We start from the raw sequence: 19462 nt of genomic DNA on the forward strand, positions 1-19462 counted from the left end.
GACAGGTCAGATCTGGGCAAAACTCGCCTCTGCGCACAGTTGCGCACTTACCGGTAGCCGGCTGCTTGCAGACGGTAGAGCTCGGCATACGTTCCGTTGCCCGCCATCAACTCGTCGTGCGTACCGCGCTCGGTCACCCGGCCGTTGTCCAGTACCACGATGAGGTCCGCGGAGCGCACTGTTGAGAAGCGATGTGAGATGAGCAACGTGATCCGCCCGTCGGCCCGTCCGGCCCGCGCTTCGGCGGCCAAACGGTCGAACACGGCCGCCTCGGTCTGCGGGTCCAGCGAGGCGCTCGGCTCGTCCATGACGACCAGCAACGGCGCCGGACGGACGAGTGCGCGGGCGATAGCCAGCTTCTGCCATTGCCCGCCGGACAGTTCGACGCCGTCGGTCCACGACGTACCCAGCTGGGTGTCGACGCCCTGCGGCAGGGTGTCCACGAAGCCTGCGTCCGCTTTGCTCAGGGCCGTCCGCACCTGGTCCGGCGGTTCGGACAGTCCGCCCACCGCGACGGCCTCGCCGACGGTGAGCTGGTACCTGACGAAGTCCTGGAAACCGGCGCTGACCTTCTGCCGGTACTGGTCGAGGTCCATGGTGGCGAGGTCGACTCCGTCGATCAGCACCGCACCGGTGGCGGGCCGGTACATGCCGGTGAGGAGCTTGACCAGGGTCGACTTGCCCGCGCCGTTCTCGCCGACGATCGCAACCGTCTGCCCGGCGGGGAGGAACAGGTCGGTACCGGGCAGCGCGAGGCGATCGTCCGCGCCGTACCCGAAGGTGACGTGTTTGAGTTCGATGCCGTGCAGGAGGCGATCCGGCGTCGGCGCGGTGCCTGGTTCCGGGTGGGCCTGGTGAGCGAGCCAGAAGTAGTGCTCGGCCGTGGTGCGCACCCGCAGTACGGTGCCGGCCAGGTCGAGAACTCGGTTCGCCGCACTCACCACGGCGCCGGCCAGGGCGAGCGCCAAGGCCACGTCGCCCGGGGTCACGTTTGACTCGTTGAGGATCAGCACCAGCGCGCCGACGTACGCGAGGGGGAACACGGACCAGCCGACGGACCCGATCAGGACCGATCGTAGGAGCGCCCGGTGAGCGATGGTGTTGGCTTTGTCCGCTGCTTCGCGGTGGTGTCTCAAGAGCTCGTCGCCCATCGACGCGACGTGCAACTCCTGTGCGGACGAGGGCGCGACCGACAGCATGAACAGTTGCTGCGCGAGCCGGCGGTGCGGTGCCGCGTCCAGCTCCGACCGGCGACGGATCCGTTCGGCCCGGCGGCTCAACCACAGCGAGGGAATCGCGACCAGAGGGAGCACCGCCAGCACCGGCTTGAGGTCCGCGAGCAGAACGGTGCTGATCACCAGCTGGGCCACGACGAACAGGCCGATGAACGGCATCGTGACACTGTCCGCGAGGTCCGGCGCCTCCCGTCGCAGCGTCTGCAGCCGGTCCAGGAACTCGGGCCGCTCGAAGTGCTGGATCTGCGGGGCGCCCGCGGCCAGCCTCAGTACCCGGCGCTCGGCGACGAAGCTGGAGCGCTCGCGCATCCGGATCGTCGCCCAGCGATAGCCGATCGGCGCCACCAGCACGAAGGTCAGTCCGACGGCAACCGCGATGCCTCCGGCAACTACCTGTCGGGATTCGCCGGACACCACGCCGTCGACCAACGGCCGTACGCCGAGCGCGACGAGCAGCGGGCTGACGAAACTCGACATCGTGACGACGGTGTAGAGGGTGAACAGGCCCGGGCCGATCTCCCAGCCGAGCCCGATCAGCAAACGCGCCGTGGCGACCCATGACTTCATGCCGGGCCTCCGTCGAAGCGAGCCGCCTGCAGGCGGAAGAGGTGCGCGTAGGTTCCGTCGCGCGCGAGCAACTCGTCGTGCGATCCCTGCTCGATCACCCTGCCTTCGTCGAGGACGACGATCGAGGATGCCTGGCGCACGGTGGAGAAACGATGCGAGATCAGGATCGTCGTGAGCCCTGCGGTGAGGTCGAGGAACCGCCGGTACAGCTCGGCCTCGGATCGGGCGTCCAGGTGCGCGGCGGGCTCGTCCAGTACCAGTACGGATGCGCCCTGCTGGACGGCGTACAGCGCTCTTGCCAGGCCCAGCCGTTGCCACTCGCCGCCGGACAGTTCGACACCGCCGTCGAACTCCGCCGAGAGGACTGTGTCCCAGCCGTTCGGCAGTGCCTCGACGATGGTCTTCGCACCTGCCCGATCAACTGCCCTGTCCGGCGAGGCATCAGCACGGCCGAAGCGGATGTTGCTGTACGCCGACATCGGCAACCGCACGGGCTGCTGGAAGACAACCGCCAGTCTGCGCCGCCAGTCGTCGAGGTCGAGCTCCCGCAGGTCGAGTCCGTCGATCGCTACGGATCCTTGCGTCGGCTCGTACAGTCCGCAGAGCAGCTTGACGAGGCTGGTTTTTCCGGCACCGTTCGCGCCGACGACCGCGAGCGACTGCCCCGCCGGAATCACCAGGTCGAGATCACGCAGTACCTCTCGGCTGGTGCCCGGGTAGCTGAACGACACCCCGCGAAGGGCAATCTCCCGCTGCGGCATCCCAGTGGCGGGCTTCGATCCACGGCCAGCGGGCGCGGCTGCCGGGGCGATCGCTCGCATCGCCTCGTCGTACCGGTCGAGGGTTGCGAGGGCGAGTTCGGTCTGCAGGCCGGACCAGGACGACTGCTGGATGCCGCCCAACGCGACCAGGAACGTCTGGACGTACGTCGCCGTCGGCCCGGCGGCGAGGCGGCCGGCGACCGCCTCGCGAACCACGAGCACGATGCCGCCCAGCACGACAACGCCCAGGAACGCGGTCGCGATCAGCGGACGACGGCCCGCCGGGGTCAGGACCCGCTGCATCGTCGCGGCCCAGGTCTCCCCGTGCCTGTTGACGACGAACTCCGGCAGCCCGAACAGGCGGATCTCCTTGGCGGCCGGCGGGGTGGTTCCCAGGTCGTTGAAGTACCGCATCCGGCGGGCCGACTCCGACGCGCCGTAGTGGTGCCCTGCCTCGGTACGGGACGCGACCCGGTCCTCGTACGCCGCCCAGACACCGGCCACGAGCAGACCCGCGCCGAGCCACCAATGGAATCCGGCGAGGATGATGCCCGAGGCCAGCAGAATGATCCGCCCGGTGGCCAGCCCGCCGATCGTGCTCGCGAGCCGGCCAGGACGCGCCCAGTCCGCCCGCAAGGTGTCCCGCCCGACCTCCACCAGCGCGGCCGTCGCCGGATCCTCCAAGTGCCGGACGCCGCTGGGCGCGGCCACAGCCCTCATCAACTCATGCTGCAGCAGCGCGTCGACCCGCTCCCCCAAGGCAGTCGCCGCCGCCCGCTGCAACGCACCACCAAGCCACTGCAACAACAAACACGCCCCGGCCACGACAGCCCACCCGACCGCATACCCCCTGTCCCCCCGAGCGACCCCGGCAACAGCCTGCCCAAGCGCCACCACACTCCCCAACGGCGCCGCAGCCGCCACCACAACCATGCCCACCACAAGAACCGACAGCCCTCGACCCGCGCCCCAGGCAACAGATGCAAACCGCCAAAGTCCGGCCACCCCCTAAGTCAACAACACCCGCCGGTTCGCGCGGCCGAGCGCCCGTACTTGCCGGTCGTCGAACCACGGCGCCGAGGCGAGCGTGTATATCCGTTTCCGGCAATCGAGCGATGTGATTCTTGTTTCTGTGGATCAGCGAAATCCCTTGCAGATAAGGGATGTGCGGGTCGAAAACCGTCGGTGGGTATGTCTAGGATCTTGGGTATGGCGATTCTGGACGAACGGCCGGTCTGGTCGATGAGCAGCAGCGAAAAGCTGACCGCTCTCGACGCAGCACGCGCCGAAATCGCCCGTCTCCAAGTCCGCTGCCTGCACCTGACCGCCGGCCTCGACACCGACGGTCACGCCCAAGAACTCGGCGCCCGCGACACCGTCCAGCTCCTCTCCGTCCGCTACCGCCAGGATCCCGCCGACGTACGCCGGGACCTGCGCCTCGCCCGCGCGTTGCACAAGTACCCAGCCGTGTCCGCGGCTCTCGGCACCGGACGCCCGACCGAGGCCGACCGCGCCCAGCCGACGATCACCCTCGAACAAGCCGCCGCGATCGTCACCGCACTTGAGAAAGTCCCGGTCTCGGCCCGCGTACCCGTCGAGGACCTCCGCGTGGCGGAGGAGTCCATGGTCGAAGCCGCCGACCTCCTCGCGCCGCCCGACCTACGCACCCTCGGCCAAGAAGTACGCGCACGCCTCGACACCGACGGCCCCCAACCCTCACACGACCCAGACAACGAGGACGACGCGTCCTCGCGCGAGGCACTCTGGCTCAAGCCCGCCGACCGCGGCGTCACGTTCGGCGGCTACCTCGCCAACGAGAACGCCGAACTCTTCCAGACGCTGGTCTTCGCCGGCGCCAAACCGCACAAAACCCCTGACGGTGAACGCGACCCGCGCCCCCGCAGCAAACGACAAGCCGACGCCCTCACCGGCATCCTCACCACCGCCGCCGGCGCCGGAACCGCCGTCCCCGGCCACGGCGACATCAAACCCCACATCACCGTCACCATCGACCTCAAAGACCTCCAAGCCGCCACCAACACCCCCGGCGCCCCAGCCGGCCAAGAAGGCCCCGGCAACCCCGGCAACCCCGGCAACTCAGTCGGCTTGGGCGGCTCCGGCCTCGGAGTCCTCGGGATCCGCGGTCGCGGAGACCTCGTCCACGGCGGCACGCTCTCCGCTGCGGCTGTACGGCGACTCGCCTGCGACGCCGGCATCATCCCCCCTCGTCCTCGGCTCCAACTCCGAACCCCTCGACGTCGGAGCCGAACACCGCTTCGTCACCCGCGCCATCCGCCAAGCCCTCAACGCCCGCGACAAAGGCTGCATCGCCTGCGGCGCACCACCCGCCATCTGCGAAGCCCACCACATCACCCACTGGGCCGACGGCGGCCCCACCTCCCTCCACAACCTCGCCCTGCTCTGCAAACGCGACCACATCAACGTCCACCAAGGCCGACTCACCATCACCTTCACCAACGGCCACCCCACCATCACCCGCCCCACCTGGTCCGACCCCGACCCACCCCCTCAGCGACACGGCTTAGGCGACACGGCTTAGGCGACACGGCCTGTCCCACGGCCGAGAGCCGGGATCCTCCCACATCCCCTGGGCGGCCCGGCCCTCCGCCATGCCCACACGGCCTAGGCAACACGGCCCATACCACGCTGAGAGCCGGACCCGCCCAGTTCACACCTGGGAGGCCGGCACCTCCGCCATAACCACCGGCCGGCCTCGGCACACCGTCCGACTTTCTGACGTCACCCGCTCCCGGACACACGGCCCAGGCACACCATGGCCAACCCCGCGCCCGGACCTACCCAGTATGGGTGAGGTTTTGGGTGGCGAAGAGGCGGGCGAAGCGGCTCGTGGGGTCGGCCATCAGTTCGTCGTATGTTCCTTGCTGGGCGACGGTGCCGTCGTCGATGACGTAGATGCGGTCCATCGCGCGCAGGGTCCAGGCGCGGTGCGAGACCACGATCGTGATGCGGTCGGCGCTGGTACGGCGTAAGTCGGTGAAGATCTCGTGCTCCGCCTCGGCGTCGATCGCGGAGGTCGGCTCGTCGAGGATCCAGACGCCAGCGTCGCGGAGCCGGATCCGCGCCAGTGCGAGCCGCTGCCACTGCCCGCCGGAGATTCCCGTGCCGCCCCATTGCTGACCGAGTTGCGTGTCGAGCGGGAGGCCGGCGGCGAAGGTCCCGGTCAGCGCGTCGCGGAGCTCCTGATCCGTGACAGCCTCCGGCGCACCCAGGCCGACGGCGTCCCGGAGCGTGAACTCGAAGCGCCCGAACTCCTGCACCAGCAGGCCGAAGTGCGCGAGCCGCTCGTCCTCGGCGAGCCCGTCGGCGTCGGTGCCGTCGATCAGCACCCGCCCGCCGTCAGGGCTCAAGGCACCGACCAGCACGTTGATCGCCGTCGACTTGCCGGCCCCGTTCACGCCGACCAACGCGATCATTTCGCCGCGGCGGGCCTCGATCGACACGTCGCGAAGGGTCGGCTCAGCAGCGCCCGGGTACCAGAACGTGACGTTGTCCAAGGCAACGGAATCGACGCGGCGGACCACCGCGCGACGCGGGCCGACGGACGTACTCCGCACGAACCGGCGGTAGATCGCGGCCTGCGGAGCCGCGGTGACGATACTGCCGAACGCGTAGCCACACTGCCGAATCGCGTTCAGCCCGGTGATCGTCCCGGCCACCGCCGCAGCCGCCGCTCCCCCGGTCGCACCGCCGCGGACCAACGCCACCAGTGCACCGCCGAACAGCACCACAGTGACCAGCGCGGCACCCAGTTCGCACAACACCGCCGTACGGATCATCCGATCGAGGACCCAGGTCGCCGACGCCCGGCTGCCCGCGACCAGGCCGGCCACTTTCCACCCCGATCCCAGCACCGCCAACTCGGTCCCGGGACGCTGCTGGATCAGTTGCTCGGTCGCGTACGCCGCCTTGCGGTCATGTTCGGCGACCCGCGGCCAGCCCTTCGCCTCCATCCGCGAAATCACCGTGAACGCGAGAACGGTCGGAGCCAGCGCCGCGAGCACCAGCAGCCCCGAGACCAGGTTGATCGACGCGATCGCCGCGCACAGGACCCCGGACGTCGCCGCCGCGCTGAGCAGCTGCACAGGCTTGCCGGCCACGTCACTCATCGGGTGCGTCGCGGTCTGACTCGCCTCCAGGTCGCGGACCGTACTGGGATCGGCCAGCCGGCTCGGGCTCAGCCGGGCGGCGACGCGGGCCAGCTCGATCCGCAGTTCGAGCCGGAGACGCAGCATCATCCGCTGGCCGACGCCGTTCGACACCTGGGTCAGCGGAAACATCGCCCCGACCACCACGGTCAGCCCGAGCAGCGGACGCCAGAGGTCACCGCTGTCGACCAGGTCGCGGATCAGCACCACCTGGGCGCCGGGCAGAACAGCCAGCAGTAGTTGGAGAACGGAGTACGTCGCGAGCCATCCCGGGGTGGCCCGGAGGGCGTCGATCAGTGATTCACGGGCAGTACGGAACGCGTCGAGCACGAGGATCCTCGCAAGGCAGGCCGGAGCCGCGCCGGTGTTCCAGCGCGGATCGCGTCGGCCGCAAATTGCGTGTCATCCCAGCAAGCAGGCCCAGCCCGTGCATCCAGGGATCCAGTGGCAGATCACGTATGACGTCTTCGCTTCAACCTACCGCAAGACGGTCAGTGCGGTGGGATGTTCTGGTTCAGGTGGAACAGGTTGCCGGGGTCGTACTTGCGTTTGAGCGTCTGCAACCGGTCGTACGTCGCGGCGCCGTACGCGGAGCGGATCCGGTCGGTGCCCTCGTTGCTCAGGAAGTTGAGGTAGACGCCGGTCAGGTGCGGCTCGAGGGCGCGCCAGGAATCGCGGACCCACTCGCGCTGCGCCTCGAAACCTTCCGGCCCATCGGTCGCGCCGACGAAGTTGAAGGTATGCCCGCTCGCCCGGCCGCCGAACGGCGTACTGTCGGCCGGTACCCGGGAGATCGCGCCGCCGAGGTGGAAGATCGGGTACGCGGTGTACGGCGAATCGATGGCGTGACCGCGGGCCACGGCCACGTCGATCACCTCGTCGGACAGCTCGGCCACGTCGCCGGCGCGGATGTAGTACCAGCGGCCGTGCGGGAATCCGGGGTCGAGCATCGCCTGCAGGTCCAGGTACGGCTGCGGCTTCACCAGATCCAGCAGTGGCGGCGCGAACGCCTTCAGCGGGGCCACTACCCGCTCGCCGTCCTCGACCGGCCCGGCGTAGCAGGCGACGACCGCCACCACGGACCGGCCGTGCAGCTCGGGCGGGATCGACGGCGTGGACGGCAGCCGGCGGTGGATCACCGCGGTGGTGAGCTCGTCGGGGATACCAGTGATCCAGTCCCGGTAGAAGCGCATCAGCTCCGGCGACAGGTCCATCGGCCACGCGACCAGGCCGCCGTACACGATCGGCCCGACCGGGTGCAGCTGGAACTCGAACTCGGTCACGACGCCGAAGTTCCCGCCACCGCCGCGGATCCCCCAGAACAGGTCGGCGTTCTCGTCCGGGGAGGCTGTGACCAGCTCGCCGTCGGCCGTGACCACGTCGGCCGAGAGCAGGTTGTCGATGCTCAGCCCGTACTTGCGCATCAGCCAGCCGATCCCGCCGCCCAGCGTGAGCCCGGCCAGACCGGTGTGCGTGACGATCCCGGACGGCGTGGCCAGGCCGAACGCCTGGGTCTCCCGGTCGAGCTCCCCGAGCAGCACACCCGCCTGCGCCCGCGCGGTACGCCGTACCGGATCGACCCGGATGCCCTTCAACAGGCCGAGATCGATCAGCGTTCCGCCGTCACACGTGGAGTGGCCAGGGAAGCTGTGACCGCCGCCCCGCACGGCGACCGGCCCGCCGGTACGCCGCGCGTACGCGAGCGCCGACCGGATGTCGGCGACCCCGGTGCACCGCGCGATCAGCCCGGGCCGGCGGTCGATCGACCCGTTCCAGACCCTCCGCTGATCGTCGTACGCCGGATCGCCCGGCCGGATCAGGTCGCCACGAAAGTCCGTGGCCAACTCGTTGAGTGCATGGACATCCGCCGCGATGGTGCTCATAACCGCCCCCTTGGCGCCAGTATGCGCCCGGCACGTCAGAGCGTGAAGGCCGTGCTGCCCTCGTCGAACGGGCCCATCACGGTCAGGGCGGGAGTGCCGGCGTACAGGTCGGCGGCCAGCGCGGTGACGTCATCGAGCGTGACGGAGTCGATGCGGTGCAGGATCTCGTCGACCGTCTGGAGCTGGCCGTACACGAGTTCGGCCTTCGCGATCCGGGTCATCTTGGCGCCGGTGTCCTCCAGGCCCATCACGACCGAGCCGCGCATCTGCCCCTTGCCGCGGAGCAGTTCGTCGGGCGTGATGTTGCCGCGGGCAATCGCCTCGAGCTCGCCGCGGATCACGTCCAGGACCTCGGGGGCCTTCTTCGGCAGGCAGCCCGCGTACACGCCGACCATGCCCGCATCGGCGTACGCCGAACCGAACGTGAACACCGAGTACGCCAGCCCGCGCTTCTCCCGGACCTCCTGGAACAGCCGCGACGACATCCCGCCGCCGACGATCCCGTGCAGTACGCCGGCGGTGTACCGGCGCTCGTCGCTCCGGACCAGCCCCGGCATCCCGAGCACCAGATGCGCCTGCTCGACGTCACGGTGGTGCACCTGCACCCCGCCGTACGTCGGAACAGTCTTGCCCGCACCACGTCGTACAGCGGCGGGCTCGGCCTCGGCCGTCACCCAGTGCCGCTCGAACGCCTTGCGGACCAGGCGGACCACGTCGGCGTGGTCGACGTTGCCGGCCACCGACACGACGATGTTGGACGGCTTGTAGCGGCGCCGGTACCAGCCCACGACCTGCTGGCGGGACAGCCCGGCGACCGACTCCGGCGTACCGGTGATCGAACGCCCGAGCGGGGACCTGCCCCACAGCTGCTCCGCGAACAGGTCATGAATGTGGTCCGACGTCTCGTCGGCGTGCATCGCGATCTCTTCGTCGATGACGTCGCGCTCACTCTCCACGTCCGCGTTCGTGAGCGTGGCGGAGGTGATCATGTCGCAGACGACATCGACCGCGAGCGGCAGGTCGGTGTCCAGTACCCGTGCGTAGTAGCACGTGTACTCCTTGCCGGTGAACGCGTTCATCTCGCCGCCGACCGCGTCGATCGCGGCGGAGATCTCCAGCGCGTCGCGGCGCTCGGTGCCCTTGAACAGCAGGTGCTCGAGGAAGTGCGTGGCGCCGGCCAGCTGCTCCGGTTCGTCCCGGGAGCCGACGCCGACCCAGACTCCGAACGTGACGGATCGGAAGCCCGGGACGGATTGGGTGAGCACACGAAGCCCGGAGGGCAGGACGGTCCGTTTCACCGGACCGCCCGCCTCCGGGCTCAGCAGCGTGCTGGTGGTTGCTCGAATCACTCGGCGGACTCGGCAGCCTTCTCTGCAGACTTCTCTTCGGACTTCTCGTCACCCTCGATGACCGGGATCAGCGAGAGCTTGCCGCGGTCGTCGATCTCGGCGATCTCGACCTGCAGCTTCTGACCCACCGAGAGCACGTCCTCGACGGCCTCGACGCGCTTGCCGCCGGCCAGCGGACGCAGCTTGCTGATGTGCAGCAGCCCGTCCTTGCCCGGCAGCAGGCTGATGAACGCACCGAAGTTGGTCGTCTTCACGACCGTGCCCAGGTAGCGCTCGCCCTTCTCCGGCATGGTCGGGTTCGCGATCGCGTTGATCGCGGCCCGGGCCGCCTCGGCCGACGGGCCGTCGGTCGCGCCGATGTACACGGTGCCGTCGTCCTCGATCGAGATGTCGGCGCCGGTGTCCTCGGTGATCTGGTTGATCATCTTGCCCTTCGGCCCGATGACCTCGCCGATCTTGTCGACCGGGACCTTCACCGAGATGACCCGCGGCGCGAACTCGCTCATCTCACCCGGCGCGTCGATGGCCTTGGCCATCACGTCCAGGATCGTCAGGCGGGCGTCCTTGGCCTGGGTCAGCGCGCCGGCCAGCACGCTGGCCGGGATGCCGTCCAGCTTGGTGTCCAGCTGCAGGGCGGTGACGAAGTCCTTCGTTCCGGCGACCTTGAAGTCCATGTCGCCGAACGCATCCTCGGCGCCCAGGATGTCGGTCAGCGCGACGTACTGCGTCTCGCCGTCGACCTCGCCCGAGATCAGGCCCATCGCGATACCGGCGACCGGGGCCTTCAGCGGCACACCGGCGTTCAGCAGCGACAGCGTCGAGGCGCAGACCGAACCCATCGAGGTGGAACCGTTCGAACCGAGCGCCTCGGACACCTGACGCAGCGCGTACGGGAAGTCCTCGCGCGACGGCAGCACCGGCACCAGGGCCCGCTCGGCCAGTGCGCCGTGACCGATCTCGCGGCGCTTCGGCGACCCGACCCGGCCGGTCTCACCGGTCGAGTACGGCGGGAAGTTGTAGTTGTGCATGTAGCGCTTGCGGGTCTCCGGGGAGAGCGTGTCCAGCTGCTGCTCCATCCGGAGCATGTTCAGCGTGGTGACACCCATGATCTGGGTCTCGCCGCGCTCGAACAGCGCCGAACCGTGCACCCGCGGGAGCACGCCGATCTGGGCCTTCAGCGGCCGGATGTCGGCCAGCCCGCGGCCGTCGATGCGGACCTTGTCCTTCAGCACCCGCTGCCGGACCAGCTTCTTGGTCAGCGAGCGGAAGGCCGCGGACAGCTCCTTCTCGCGACCCTCGAAGTCGGCGGCCAGCTTGTCCACCGTGGCGGCCTTGACCGCGTCGGTGGCGTCCTCGCGCTCGTGCTTGCCGGCGATGGTCAGCGCCTGGGCGAGCTCCTCGCTCGCCGAGGCCTCGACCGCGGCGAACGCGTCGTCGGCGTAGTCCGGGAAGACCGGGAACTCACCGGTCGGCTTCGCGGCCCGCGCGGCCAGGTCGGCCTGCGCCTCGACCAGCGCCTTGATGAACGCCTTGGAGGCCTCGAGGCCCTCGGCGACGATCTCCTCGGTCGGCGCCTGGGTGCCGGCGGCGACCTTCTCGAAGGTGCCCGGGGTCGACTCGGCCTCGACCATCATGATCGCGACGTCACCGGTCTCGGTCACGCGACCGGCCACCACCATGTCGAAGACCGCGTCCTCGAGCTCGGTGTGGGTCGGGAACGCCACCCACTGGCCGTTGATCAGCGCGACGCGGACGCCGCCGATCGGGCCGGAGAACGGCAGGCCGGCCAGCTGGGTCGACATCGAGGCCGCGTTGATCGCGAGCACGTCGTACAGCTTGTCCGGGTTCAGCGCCAGGACCGTGATGACGACCTGGATCTCGTTGCGCAGGCCCGACACGAACGACGGCCGCAGCGGGCGGTCGATCAGCCGGCAGGTCAGGATGGCCTCCTCGGAAGGACGGCCCTCCCGGCGGAAGAACGAGCCCGGGATGCGGCCCGCGGCGTACATCCGCTCCTCGACGTCCACCGTCAACGGGAAGAAGTCGAACTGGTCCTTGGGCTTCTTGCTGGCCGTGGTGGCCGACAGCACCATCGTGTCGCCGTCGAGGTAGGCGGCGGCGGAGCCGGCGGCCTGCTGGGCCAGACGGCCCGTCTCGAAGCGGATGGTGCGGGTGCCGAAGCTGCCGTTGTCGATGACGGCCTCAGCGAATTCGGCGCCCTCCATGGGCGCACGTGTGGATCCCGACACGGGATACCCCTCTCTCACAGTGTGACGACTGCGAGGCGCGAGCTTCCGGGATGCCGGTCTTCGATCGAGGCCCGCGGGTCTTTCCAGAAAATCTGGCACAGTCCCGAAAGCCACTACCGAGGACCGGTCGTGGTCCCGCCACGCGCTTCGCGTCGCCTCGTACGTCTTACGTGCTTCTGTATTCAGTTTTGTCTTCAGTTGTTCCACGACAGGGCGTGGATACGCCAGGAGCGGCCACCCGAGTTTCGGGGGCCGCTCCTCGCGAAGTCATCGGCGAAGGCCGAGCCGCTCGATCAGGGACCGGTAGCGGTTGATGTCCTTCTTCGCCAGGTAGTTCAGCAGCCGGCGGCGCTGGCCGACCAGGAGCAACAGGCCACGACGGCTGTGGTGGTCGTGCTTGTGCTCCTTCAGGTGCTCGGTCAGGTGGCTGATCCGGTAGGTCAGCAGCGCGACCTGGACCTCGGGGGACCCGGTGTCGCCCTCGGTCAGGGCGTACTCGCCCATGATCTTCTTCTTCGTTGCGGCATCAACAGATGACACAGGATTCCTCTCGATTTCCGTTGCGCGGCGCACCGGGGCATTCTTCACCCGAGCACTCTCGATCCGCGGCCGTTCAGACGGCAGCAGCCAGCGTATCAGTCCGTGGACGCGTCACCCTAATCACCGGTCAGCAGGCCGCGCGCCCCGTCGACGTCGGCCTTCATCTGCACCAGCAGCTCGTCGATGCTGTCGAACCGGATCTGCGTCCCGCGCAGCCGGGCGACGAAATCGATCGCCACCGTCGCGCCGTACAGCTCGAGGTCGTCGCGGTCCAGCACGTACGACTCCACCCGGCGGTCCACGCCGTCGAAGGTCGGGTTGCTGCCGACGCTGATCGCCGCGGGCAGCGGATTCGGGTACGCCGGAGCGCCCGGCGCCGCCGTCAGCACGGTGAGCCACCCGGCGTACACACCGTCCTGCGGGACCGCCGCGCCCGGGTCGGCGGGGATGTTCGCGGTCGGGTAGCCGAGCTCGCGGCCGCGCTTGTCGCCCTCGACGACCACGCCGGTGACCCGCAGCGGACGGCCGAGCGCCTCCGCGGCAGCCTCGACGTCACCGTCGGCGAGCCGCTCCCGCACGTACGTCGACGACCAGGGCTGCTCGTCCCCCGCGAGGCTCAGCCCCTCGACCTGGAAGCCGTACTGCGTTCCCGCCTCGACGAGCGTGTCCACGTGCCCCGCCGCCTTGTGGCCGAAGCGGAAGTTCTCACCGACCACGATCGCCTTCGCGTGCAGCGCGTTCACCAGCGTGCGCTCGATGAACTCCTCCGGCGACCAGTGCGACACCTCCTTGGTGAACGGGAGGATCAGCACCGCGTCAGCGCCGGCCTCGCCGAGCAGCTCGGCGCGCCGGGCGGGATCAGTGAGCTGCAGCGGCGCGTGGTCGGGCCGCAGGACCCGCATCGGGTGCGGGTCGAAGGTCATCGCCACGACCGGCAGTCCCCCCAGCTCGGCCGCTCGCGCGCGGGCGTGCGCGAGCACCTCCTGGTGACCCCGGTGCACGCCGTCGAAGTTGCCGATGGTGACGACGGTCGGCCCGAAGCCCGGGCTCACCTCGTCCAATCCATGCCAGACACGCATGAGAGCAGGATTCCATGCCCCCGCCCGATTGCTTCCATCAGGTCCACGATCACCCCTTGTAATCGTGCAGTGACTCAACTTAGGGTGGGCCGCGCACTGGATGAGCCTGGGGAGGTCTTGTGAAGCTACGCCGTCTGGTTGCGGTCTGCGCGGCACTCGCGCTGGTGACCGGTCTACCTGCCGCTGCCGCCACTGGCGCCACCGCCGCGCCGAACTCCACGACGTCCACCGGCTTCTCGAAGTACGTCGCGCTCGGCGACTCGTACACGTCCGCGCCGTTCGTCCCGCTGGCCGACGTGTTGTCCCTCGGGTGCGCTCGCTCGTACAGCAACTACCCGAAGCTGCTGGCCGGGGCGCTCGGCGTGTACCGGTTCACCGACGTGAGCTGCGGCGGCGCCGACACCACGAACATGACCCAGCCGCAGGGCACGATCCTCGGTACCGCAGCCCCGCAGTTCAACGCGCTGACGCCGGACACGGACCTGGTGACGCTCGGGATCGGCGGGAACGATTTCGGCGTCTTCGGCGACATCATCGGCACCTGCCCGGGCCTGCGCGCCTCCGATCCGACGGGCGCGCCCTGCAAGGCGCACTTCACGGTCGACGGCGTGGACACGCTGAAGGCCAAGATCGCCCAGACCCAGACCCGGATCGCGGTCGTCGTCCAGGGCATCCGGGCGCGGTCTCCGCAGGCCACCATCGTGCTGGTCGGGTACCCGAAGATCGCGCCGGAGCGCGGGACCTGCCCGTCGATCCTCCCGTTCGCCGACGGCGACTACGCGTACCTGTACTCGATCGAGCAGGCGCTGAACGCGGCCGTCTCCGGAGCAGCGGCGGCCGGCGGAGCGACGTACGTCGACACCTTCGGGCCGTCCACCGGGCACGACGCCTGCGCCCCGGACGGCCAGGCGTGGATCCAGGGCAAGGACATCAACCTGCTGCGGGCGCTCAACTACCACCCGCGCTTCGAGGGCGAGGCCGGTATGGCCGCGCTCACCTACAAGACCCTCACCGGCGCGCAGCCGGTCGTCACCGCCGCCGAGCAGGCTTCGTGGGCCGCGCAGGCGCGCAAGCTGGCGAAGCAGGCCGCCGCGTCACCCCGAACGGCACTCTCCCCCAAGGCCCTCGAGGCCTCCCTGAACCGCGTACGGACCAGCGCGCAACGCTGACCCTTTCCAATCCGTATCGCGGACCACGGGCCGGGCCACCTCACGCGTGGCTCGGCCCGCTGGCTTCTTCCAGTAGGTCCGTGAGTGCCTGCCCCAGTGGGAGATCCACGCGGTACGTCGCGTACGGGTCGCCGCGGGTCAGCCCCTGGTTGACGATCAGGACCGGCGTACCGGCCTTGGCGGCGTGCCGGACGAAGCGGAACCCGGACATCACGGTCAGGGACGAGCCGAGGACGAGGACGGCGTTCGCCTCGTCGATCAGCCGGTAGCAGCGCTCGACGCGGGCCTTCGGGACGTTCTCGCCGAAGAACACCACATCGGGTTTGAGGACGCCGCCGCAGACCGTGCAGGAGACCACGGTGAACGTCCGTACGACGTCCTCGGGGAGTTCGACGTCGCCGTCCGGGTTGATCCGGGTCGCCTCGGCCGTGAACGCCTGGTTGGCGGCGCGGAGCCGACGGTCGAGGACCTCGCGGGCGGACGTCGTACCGCAGCCGAGGCAGATCACCCGGTCGAGATTGCCGTGCAGTTCGATCACGTCGCGGGCACCGGCCGCCTGGTGCAGGCCGTCGACGTTCTGCGTGATGAGGCCGCTCAGGTGGCCGCGCGCCTGGAGGGCCGCGACGGCGCGGTGGCCGTCGTTCGGGGCGGCGCGGGCGATCGTGCGCCAGCCGAGATGGCTGCGCGCCCAGTACCGCTGCCGCGCGGCCTCGCTCCCGGTGAAGTCGCCGTACGTCATCGGCGTGTGCGTCCGCAGACTGCCGGTCTCGCCGCGGTAGTCCGGGATCCCCGATTCGGTCGAGATCCCTGCCCCACTCAGTACGACGACCCGCCCGGCAGCCACGGTCCGCGCAACCGGCCCGACATCCGTCGCCCCCGGCGCCAACGCCAGCACCTCAGGCCCGGGGGCCCACTCCAACGTCGGACGAGAACGCACCCCTCCAGGGTACGTGCCCGCTGAGTGCTCCGTGGCGGTTCAGTCGACGCGGGGTGGGCCGGCTTTGAGGCGGCGTTCGGCGGCTTCGCGGACTACGTCCCGGTCCATCGAGGACCAGTCTGCGTCGATCCACCAGGTGGCGCCGGCTTCGGCCCACGGGCGGACCGTGTCGGCGGCGTTGGTGTCGTCGGCGCGGGTCGTGCCTTCGGCGACCACGTCGTACCCGTCCATGGTGAGGCCGTGCGCCGCGCGTTCCTTCCGGATCCAGGCGACGCCCTCGGCGAGGAGGTCGGGGGTCAGTTCACCCGGCCGCTCACCGGGCGCGAGGATCGGCGCGTAGTTCGGCAGCCAGCCGTCCTGGAGCGCCGCACGACGCATCGACTTCGGCCGCGGCCAGCCGCCGACCACCCAGGTCGGGACCCGCGGTTGCTGCACCGGCGGCGGTGGCGCGGGCGGCATCAGCTCGGCGACCTTCCGGGACCGGTAATGCTTGCCGGCGAAGTCGAACGGCTCGTCCCGCCACAGTTGCTGGAGCATCGCGAGCGACTCGTCCATCAGCTCGGCCCGAACCTTCCGCCCCGGATCGTCCTCGAACAGCCAGAACCGGTCGTCGCCCGTCACCCCCAGGCCGACCGCCAGCGTCACCCGGCCGCCGCTCAGGTTGTCGACGGTCGAGACCTGTCCCGCCACGTCCCACGGTTTTCGGCGCGGCAGCGGCGTGAGCATCGTCCCGAGCCGGATCCGCTCGGTCGTCATCGCCGCCGCCCCGAGCATGACCCAGGCGTCGATCCCCCAGATCGACTCCCACACGAAGAACCCGTCCCATCCGTGCTGCTCGGCGATCACCGCCAGCTCGGCCGCGTCCCGCGCATCGCCGTACGCCATCACAAACCCGTATCTCATGGTCCAGCACGCTACGCGGCGCCACCGACAACAACCGCCGCCCGGACAACCAATCACGGACAACCAATCACCTGAGCGCTGCATCGAGGTAGACGAACACCTGTCCTCCGGGTGCGGTCACGCCGGCCCGGGCCCAGATCTTCTGTCCAGGGGGTTGTTGTGCAGATGTCCGTCCTCCGGTCTGCCGCGGTGGCGATTTCCGCCGTGCTGGCCGGTTCTGTGATCACCGGGATCTCCCCGGCCGCCGCGCAGTCGTCCAGTTGCGTAGCGACCGAACTCCGCCTGCCGGCCGGGATGCCGAGCAACGTTTTCGCGAGTCTCAACGCGTCCGACTCCACCGGCCGCTACCAGGTCGGCTCGGTCCAGATCGACGATGTCGGGACCCAGCGCCCGCTGTTCTGGACCGACGGGGGCGAACCGCAGGTCCTCGAGCCCCTCGCAGGCGACCGCACCACCGTGTTCGACGTGAACAAGCACGGCACCGTCCTCGGCGAGACCTGGGACGCCGCCGGCGCCGGACAACTCTGGCTGTACTCCCAGGGCACGGTCCGGAAACTCAAGGCTCCGGCGCACACGGCCGGGCTCACCGCCAGGGCGCTGAACGATCGCGGCGACGTGGTCGGGTACGGCTTCGACAGCGTCGCGGACCGGACCGTCCCGATCGTGTGGCCCGCCGGCGGGAAGCCGGTACTGCTGCGCGCCAGTGCATCGGCGTACGCCGTCGACATCAACGAGAACGGTGTGATCGTCGGCAGCACCTGGAACGACGCGGGCGAGACCGGCATCGTCTGGAAGCACTGGGACGCCACCCCGGTGCCGGTCAGCGGCGAGGCCGGAGCGGACGTCTCGCTGACCGGCATCCGCGGCAACTGGATGATCGGTATCCAGACCCTCAGCGACGGCAGCCTGATCGGTGGTCGCTGGCAGCTGGGGACTCCGCAGGGCGTCAGCTTCCCGAAGATTCTCGACGCGGTGAACGGCTCCGGCGACGTCGCGTACCTCACCGACGACGGGAGGACGGTCGTCGCGCGGCCGGACGGGACGCAGTACGAGATCAACGCGGCCGGCTACAACACGGTCGAGTACCTGTTCGAGCGCGGCCAGGCGTACGACGCAGCGGGCGACCGCGACTACGGCTTCGCCCGGGCCGTCCTCTGGTCCGGCTGCGCCGGCTGAGACCCGCCGACGCCCACCGCAGTCAGCTGACGAAGACTGCGGTGGGTTTGGCGAGCGGGCCGTGTGGCTCGTAGAGGGCCAGGAAGGTGCCGTCGGGGGCGAACATCGCGGTTTGTCCGGCAGGCAGCTCGAGGCCCGGGAGCTGGCGGCCGGTGCGGATCGCGGCTGCCTGGGCGTCGTCGACGTCGTACCGCGGGAAGGTGCCGGCGGCAACGTCCGCGATCGGGAGCCAGTCGAAGGACTCGGCCAGGGACTCCAGTGTGTGGGCGGTCTCGAGACCGAAGGATCCGACCCTGGTACGGCGCAGCGCGGTCAGGTGACCGCCTACGCCGAGGTCCGCGCCGAGGTCACGCGCGAGCGCGCGGATGTACGTCCCGCTGGAGCAGTCCACCGACACGTCGACGTCGACCCCGTCCGGGCCGACCCGCACATCCAGCACGTCGTACCGCGAGACGGTCACGGTGCGCGCCTTGAGGGCGACCTCCTCGCCCGCGCGCACTCGCTCGTACGCCCGCTTGCCGTCGACCTTGATCGCGGACACCTTCGACGGCACTTGCGATATCTCCCCGCGGTACGCCGCGACGGCCGTCGAGATCGCCTCGGCGGTCACGCCGTCGACCGCCGCGGTGGTGAGGATCTCACCCTCGGCATCGTCGGTCGTCGTCGTGGCGCCGAGCCGGATCGTCGCGTCGTACGACTTGTCGGCCAGCTGCAAATGGCCGAGCAGCCGGGTCGCCCGGTTCAGGCCGACGACCAGCACACCGGTCGCCATCGGGTCCAGGGTGCCGGCATGGCCGACCTTCCGGGTCCCCGCCAGCCGGCGGATCCGGGCGACGACGGTGTGCGACGTCAGCCCGGCAGGCTTGTCGACGACCACGATCCCGTCGGACGTCGGCGTGAAGTCAAAGCTCAACGCAGTACTCAGTCCTGCTCAGTCCTGCTCGTCCTCGTCGTCGTCCTTGTGCTTGTACGGGTCCGCGTCGCCGGCCGGCTTCGCGCCCGCGGCGGCCTTGGCCACCTCGGCGTCGGCCATCCGGGCCTTCTCGAGCAGCTCCTCGATCTGGCCGGCATTCTCCGGCACGGCGTCCAGGAAGAACGCCACGCTCGGGCTGTGACGCAACCCGAGCGCCTTCCCGACCTCGCTACGGATCAAGCCCTTGGACGACTCGAGCGCGGCCGCCGTGTTCGCGCGCGCCTGCTCGTCGCCGTACACCGTGTAGAAGACGCTCGCCTCGCGCAGATCGCCGGTCAGTCGCGCGTCGGTGACCGTGACGAACCCGAGCCGCGGGTCCTTGACCCGGCGCTCCAGCAGTTCGGCGACGAGCACCTGGATCCGGTCGGCCAGCTGCTTCGCCCTTGCTTCACCCATCAGGGCTCACTCCCTCATCATGAACAACGTCCGGAGAGACCGCAGTCTCTCCGGACGC

16 protein-coding genes and 1 pseudogene are annotated in these 19462 nt (G+C 69.8%); 4 read left to right on the forward strand and 13 right to left on the reverse strand.

Annotated elements, in window-relative coordinates; all coding sequences use genetic code 11:
• Window positions 1–47: 47 nt before the first annotated feature.
• On the reverse strand, window positions 48–1802 hold the full coding sequence (locus tag E0H92_RS16170; protein ID WP_131496812.1) for an ABC transporter ATP-binding protein: 1755 nt from the start codon (window positions 1800–1802) through the stop codon (window positions 48–50).
• Window positions 1799–3283 (reverse strand): ABC transporter ATP-binding protein, encoded by a 1485-nt coding sequence (locus E0H92_RS16175; RefSeq protein ID WP_131496813.1) that lies wholly within the window; start codon window positions 3281–3283, stop codon window positions 1799–1801. The genes E0H92_RS16170 and E0H92_RS16175 overlap by 4 nt, the downstream gene beginning before the upstream one ends.
• Before the next feature lie 522 nt (window positions 3284–3805).
• Between E0H92_RS16175 and E0H92_RS45040 the strand changes: the two are divergent.
• Window positions 3806–4717 (forward strand): annotated as a pseudogene (locus tag E0H92_RS45040) (DUF222 domain-containing protein); the annotation flags it as partial.
• 61 nt (window positions 4718–4778) lie between these two features.
• On the opposite strand, the gene E0H92_RS45045 reads toward E0H92_RS45040, so the two are convergent.
• Window positions 4779–5012, reverse strand: coding sequence for a hypothetical protein (locus E0H92_RS45045; protein WP_238173531.1), 234 nt, complete (start codon window positions 5010–5012; stop codon window positions 4779–4781).
• Between E0H92_RS45045 and E0H92_RS45050 the strand changes: the two genes are divergently transcribed.
• Window positions 4932–5123 carry an HNH endonuclease signature motif containing protein gene (locus tag E0H92_RS45050; RefSeq protein WP_238173520.1) on the forward strand — a complete coding sequence of 64 codons (192 nt, stop codon included), beginning with the start codon at window positions 4932–4934 and terminating at the stop codon, window positions 5121–5123. The two genes, E0H92_RS45045 and E0H92_RS45050, sit on opposite strands and share 81 nt — an antisense overlap.
• A gap of 256 nt (window positions 5124–5379) precedes the next feature.
• On the opposite strand, the gene E0H92_RS16185 is transcribed toward E0H92_RS45050, so the two are convergent.
• The 6 genes from E0H92_RS16185 to E0H92_RS16210 all read right to left on the reverse strand — a co-directional run bounded on the left by E0H92_RS16185 (window position 5380) and on the right by E0H92_RS16210 (window position 13850).
• Window positions 5380–7080 (reverse strand): ATP-binding cassette domain-containing protein, encoded by a 1701-nt coding sequence (locus E0H92_RS16185; protein ID WP_238173453.1) that lies wholly within the window; start codon window positions 7078–7080, stop codon window positions 5380–5382.
• Window positions 7081–7241: 161 nt separating this feature from the next.
• A complete protein-coding gene (locus E0H92_RS16190) occupies window positions 7242–8633 on the reverse strand; it encodes an FAD-binding oxidoreductase (RefSeq protein WP_131496816.1) in 1392 nt (463 codons plus the stop codon).
• A gap of 35 nt (window positions 8634–8668) precedes the next feature.
• Window positions 8669–9982: a M16 family metallopeptidase gene (locus E0H92_RS16195; RefSeq protein WP_131496817.1), complete on the reverse strand. Its 1314-nt coding sequence runs from the start codon at window positions 9980–9982 to the stop codon at window positions 8669–8671.
• The gene (locus E0H92_RS16200; RefSeq protein WP_131496818.1) at window positions 9979–12207 is read right to left on the reverse strand and encodes a polyribonucleotide nucleotidyltransferase; all 2229 of its coding nucleotides are present in this window, start codon (window positions 12205–12207) and stop codon (window positions 9979–9981) included. Before E0H92_RS16200 ends, E0H92_RS16195 begins: the two co-directional genes overlap by 4 nt.
• A 291-nt stretch (window positions 12208–12498) precedes the next feature.
• Complete coding sequence (rpsO, locus tag E0H92_RS16205; protein ID WP_131293203.1) at window positions 12499–12771, reverse strand: 30S ribosomal protein S15; 273 nt, start codon at window positions 12769–12771, stop codon at window positions 12499–12501.
• 116 nt (window positions 12772–12887) lie between these two features.
• On the reverse strand, window positions 12888–13850 hold the full coding sequence (locus E0H92_RS16210) for a bifunctional riboflavin kinase/FAD synthetase (protein WP_131496819.1): 963 nt from the start codon (window positions 13848–13850) through the stop codon (window positions 12888–12890).
• A 119-nt stretch (window positions 13851–13969) separates the two neighbouring features.
• Here E0H92_RS16210 and E0H92_RS16215 point away from each other — a divergent pair, with 119 nt between their 5' ends.
• Window positions 13970–15019, forward strand: a complete 1050-nt coding sequence (locus E0H92_RS16215) for an SGNH/GDSL hydrolase family protein (protein WP_131496820.1) — start codon at window positions 13970–13972, stop codon at window positions 15017–15019.
• 40 nt (window positions 15020–15059) lie between these two features.
• On the opposite strand, the gene E0H92_RS16220 is transcribed toward E0H92_RS16215, so the two are convergent.
• Together E0H92_RS16220 and E0H92_RS16225 are read right to left on the reverse strand one after the other, a co-directional pair.
• On the reverse strand, window positions 15060–15956 hold the full coding sequence (locus tag E0H92_RS16220; RefSeq protein WP_202873660.1) for an NAD-dependent protein deacetylase: 897 nt from the start codon (window positions 15954–15956) through the stop codon (window positions 15060–15062).
• A 39-nt stretch (window positions 15957–15995) separates the two neighbouring features.
• Complete coding sequence (locus tag E0H92_RS16225; RefSeq protein ID WP_131496821.1) at window positions 15996–16859, reverse strand: LLM class flavin-dependent oxidoreductase; 864 nt, start codon at window positions 16857–16859, stop codon at window positions 15996–15998.
• 165 nt (window positions 16860–17024) lie between these two features.
• Here E0H92_RS16225 and E0H92_RS16230 point away from each other — a divergent pair, with 165 nt between their 5' ends.
• Window positions 17025–18035 (forward strand): hypothetical protein, encoded by a 1011-nt coding sequence (locus tag E0H92_RS16230; protein ID WP_131496822.1) that lies wholly within the window; start codon window positions 17025–17027, stop codon window positions 18033–18035.
• 22 nt (window positions 18036–18057) lie between these two features.
• Here the strand turns inward: E0H92_RS16230 and truB are convergent, their stop codons facing one another.
• The gene (gene truB / locus E0H92_RS16235; protein WP_202873661.1) at window positions 18058–18948 is read right to left on the reverse strand and encodes a tRNA pseudouridine(55) synthase TruB; all 891 of its coding nucleotides are present in this window, start codon (window positions 18946–18948) and stop codon (window positions 18058–18060) included.
• 18 nt (window positions 18949–18966) lie between these two features.
• Entirely contained in the window at window positions 18967–19404 is a 438-nt protein-coding gene (gene rbfA / locus E0H92_RS16240; protein ID WP_202873662.1) for a 30S ribosome-binding factor RbfA, read from the reverse strand.
• Window positions 19405–19462: the final 58 nt, after the last annotated feature.

This window comes from Kribbella speibonae (assembly GCF_004331375.1).
Classification (GTDB): Bacteria; Actinomycetota; Actinomycetes; order Propionibacteriales; family Kribbellaceae; genus Kribbella; species Kribbella sindirgiensis.